This window comes from Methylobacterium sp. B1 (assembly GCF_000333255.1).
Taxonomy (GTDB): domain Bacteria; phylum Pseudomonadota; class Alphaproteobacteria; order Rhizobiales; family Beijerinckiaceae; genus Methylobacterium; species Methylobacterium fujisawaense.
This window is the reverse complement of the sequence record NZ_BACT01001052.1, coordinates 1-3,641: the sequence shown is the minus strand read 5'-3', so window position 1 is coordinate 3,641 and position 3,641 is coordinate 1. Positions and strand designations below refer to the sequence as shown.

General features: G+C 68.5%; 1 protein-coding gene and 2 pseudogenes. 2 read left to right on the top strand and 1 reads right to left on the bottom strand.

What is annotated here, in order from left to right:
* A pseudogene (locus tag I53_RS29290) lies at positions 1-1,346 on the bottom strand (M3 family oligoendopeptidase); the annotation flags it as partial.
* 250 nt (positions 1,347-1,596) lie between these two features.
* Here I53_RS29290 and I53_RS29285 point away from each other — a divergent pair.
* Entirely contained in the window at positions 1,597-3,081 is a 1,485-nt protein-coding gene (locus I53_RS29285; protein ID WP_043357728.1) for a sigma-54 dependent transcriptional regulator, read from the top strand.
* A 246-nt stretch (positions 3,082-3,327) separates the two neighbouring features.
* Positions 3,328-3,641, top strand: a pseudogene (locus I53_RS29280) (murein L,D-transpeptidase); the annotation flags it as partial.

Sequence of the window (3,641 nt, the reverse complement as noted above, 5' to 3'; positions counted from 1 at the left end):
GTCAGCATCTCGCCGACCACGCTGGCGTCTCCGCGAGCGTCAGGGGGTCGGCGCCATCAGGCCGCCGTCGGCCCGGCGAGACCCTGGTGGACGCCGTGGCCGAGTTCGTGCGCCAGCGTCATCACGTCCCGCGGCTTGCCCTGGTAGTTCACCAGGACATAGGGGTGAACCGACGGCACGGTCGGATGCGCGAAGGCGCCCGGCGCCTTGCCGGGACGGGTCGGCGCGTCGATCCAACGCTCATCGAAGAAGCGCTTCGCGATCCCCGCCATCTCCGGCGAGAACGCGTCGTAGGCGGAGAGAACCGTGTCGCGGGCCTCCGTCCAGGGGATCGTCCGCTGCTCGACCCGCGGAAGAGGCGCGTTCCGGTCCCAATAGGGCAGCGTCTCCTGCCCGAACCACTTCGCCTTCAGCTTGTAGTAGCGGTGGGAGAGCCGCGGATAGGCCGCCCGTACGGCGTCGACGAGGGCTTCCACCACCTCGGGCTCGACCCGGTTCGACAGGTGGCGCGCGTCCGCCACGTCCTTAAAGCCGCGCCAGCGGTCGGAGATCTCCTTGTCCTTCGCCAGCGTGTTGGTGATCAGCGTGAAGACGCGCAACTGCCCGCGCAGAACCTCACTGATCGCACCGGCCGCCTCCTTGCGGACGGCTCCGTCCGGATCCTGGAGCTTGTTGAGCGTCGGCTCCAGCGGCATCTCCTCGCCCTGCACGGTGAAGCGCAGCGAGGCGATCGTCTCGTTGAACAGACGGTCCCAGGCGGCGTTCGACGTGACCGACTTCTCGAGGAAGAGCTTCTCGGTCCGGTCGTCGAGCTGGTGCGGCTTCTCCTTGCGCAGGTCCTCGATCCACGGCGCGTAGTGGGCGAGCGGCCCCTCCGCCATCGCGGCATTCATCGCCGCGTCGTCGACGCGGTTCAGCTCCAGGGCGAAGAACAGGAGATCCGCGGAGGCGCTGGTCAGGCGCTCGCGCGTGTCGCCGTAGAACTTGGCCCGTGCCTCGTCGGTGGTATCGCCGGAATAGACGAGACCCGCGAAGGACATCAGCTTGCCCAGCAGGTCCTCGATCCCCTCGTAGGTGCGCACGGCCTCCGCCAGTCGGGCGGACGCCTCCGGTCCCGCGGCGAGCTCGGCTATGCGGCCGGCATAGAGTTCGGAGAACCGGCGGCACTCCTCCTCGGCCCGGGTCATGTCGCCGGAGAATTTGGGGTCATCGAGGCCGGAATAGAGGTCCGACAAATCCCATTCCGGAAGATGGCCGAGGTCGGCAGCCTTCGCGGCGGCGCGCGCGGCGCTCACGCCCTCCGGCAGGCGGACAGTCACCGGCGATGCGGCGTGGCTCGGCATCATGTCGTGCAATCCTCTCTAAGGGCAGCGGCCCCGTACCCTGATATCGAGCGTGCCGCCACGCGTTCAACGCGGCGTGTCGGTTCGAAGCCCCGCGCGATCGTCGACGACACGATGCAAACGTCGTTAAGCGCCACTTTACGTCTGTGGGTCACCCTACGGCTCGAAACGAAACAGTCGCCGAATCGGAGCCCGTGACGGGGTTGAGCCCATGTCGCGAGCCCGGCCTTCGCGCGCCGTTCAGGGAGCCGCCATGTCCGCCACCGTGCTCATTGTGGACGACGATCCGGTCCAGCGGCGTCTCGCCGAGGCGGCGGTGCGCCGCTTCGGCTTCGAGCCCCGGGTCGCCGAAACGGGCGCGGACGCACTGGCCCTGCTCCGGTCCGAAGGCGCGGACGTCGTGCTCCTCGACCTCGTCATGCCCGGTCTCGATGGGCTTGGCGTGCTGGCCGAGATGCGCAAGAGCGGCCTCGCCACCCCGGTGATCGTCCAGACCTCCAACGGCTCCATCGACACGGTGGTCGGCGCCATGCGGGCCGGCGCCGTGGACTTCGTGGTCAAGCCGGCGGGCGCCGAGCGGCTGCAGGTCTCGATCAAGAACGCCCTGCGGGTCGATACGCTGGAGGAGGAGGTGCGCCGCATGCGCCGCCGGGCCTCCGGGGCGCTGACCTTCAAGGATCTCACGTCCAAAAGCCCCGACATGGAGCGGCTGATCCGCCTCGCCGAGCGGGCGGCGAAATCGAACATCCCGGTCCTGATCGAGGGCGAGTCCGGCGTCGGCAAGGAGGTGCTGGCCCGGGCGATCCAGGGATCCGGCGACAGGCGCGGCAAGCCGTTCGTGACGGTCAATTGCGGGGCGATCCCCGAGAATCTCGTGGAATCCACGCTGTTCGGTCACGAGAAGGGCGCGTTCACCGGTGCGACCGAAAAGCATGCCGGCAAGTTCGTCGAGGCCTCGGGCGGTACGCTCTTCCTCGACGAGATCGGCGAGCTTCCCCTCGACGCGCAGGTCAAGCTGCTCCGGGCCCTGCAGGAAGGCGAGGTGGATCCCGTCGGCGGCAAACGCTCCGTGCGGGTGGACATCCGCCTTGTCTCCGCCACCAACCGATCGCTGCTCGACCTCGTCAAGCAGGGCAAGTTTCGCGAGGATCTCTATTATCGCCTGAACGTCTTCCCGATGACGCTGCCGCCGTTGCGGGCGCGCCGCGAGGATATACCGGACCTCGTTCGCTCGTTCTGCGCGCGGTTCTCGGCCGAGGAAGGCAAGCGCGTGCGGGCCATCACGCCGGAGGCGATGGCGCTGCTGACGCGCTATCCCTGGCCGGGGAATGTCCGGCAGCTGGAGAATGCCCTGTTCCGCGCTGTCGTGCTCGCGGACGGCGACGAGCTGACCGTGGCCGAATTCCCCCAGATCGCCGCGCAGGTAGAAGGCTTCGACGTCCGCATCCCGGCCCTGCCGGTTCAGACGCAGATGCCGGCCTACGCCCCCGAGCCCGTGCGCGAGATCGTCCGCGTGGAGGTGCGCGACCCTCATGCCATGTCCCTCGTGACCGAGGAGACCGGCGAGATGAAGCCGATGGACGTCCTGGAGGCGGAGATCATCCGCTTCGCGCTCCAGTTCTATCGGCAGCGGATGTCGGAGGTGTCGCGTCGCCTCGGCATCGGTCGCTCCACCCTCTACCGCAAGCTCAAGGATCTGGGCTTGGAGGACGACGCGAAGACCGAGGACGCGGCCTGATCGAGCGCCGCGTGCGCTAACGCACCGACCGCATTCGGTCGGCGCGTTGGTGCGGGAAATTCACCTGATGCTGCACGCAATCGACCGACGATTAGGTAGATCATAAGCTGAGCAGCATTAGAAATGACACATTCATCTGCGCGACAGAGGTTCTATTCGCGACGACTGCGGTTGCTGAAAGCCACGCTTGCGCGGATAATCACACTCTGAGCGTGCGGTCCTGCCGCCGCACCCCGGGAGATCACGATGCGCGTCCCGCGCTCCAGCCTCATGGCGCTGGCCGCCCTTCTCTGCGGTACGCTGGCCCCGGCCGCCTCGCTTCGTGCGGAGACCGTCTCGCTGGACCAGCCCTCCGCCGATGTCCCGGCATCGCCAGCCGCCGCGCCGCCTGGGCAGGCGGCTCCCTCGGCTCCGGCCACGACGGCGCTACCCGACTACAAGCCTGAGGCACCGGCGGCCGAGCCGGCACCGGCCCCCGCCGCCACGGCGCCGGTCGCCCCGACGGATCCGCTCGGTGCTGCGGTCTTCGCCCGCTTCGCGGATCCCGCCCCCCTTCTGCT

Coding starts and splice junctions, on each gene's coding strand:
- I53_RS29285 (WP_043357728.1), top strand. CDS start 1,597: ATGTCCGCCACCGTGCTCATTGTGGACGACGATCCGGTCCAGCGGCGT.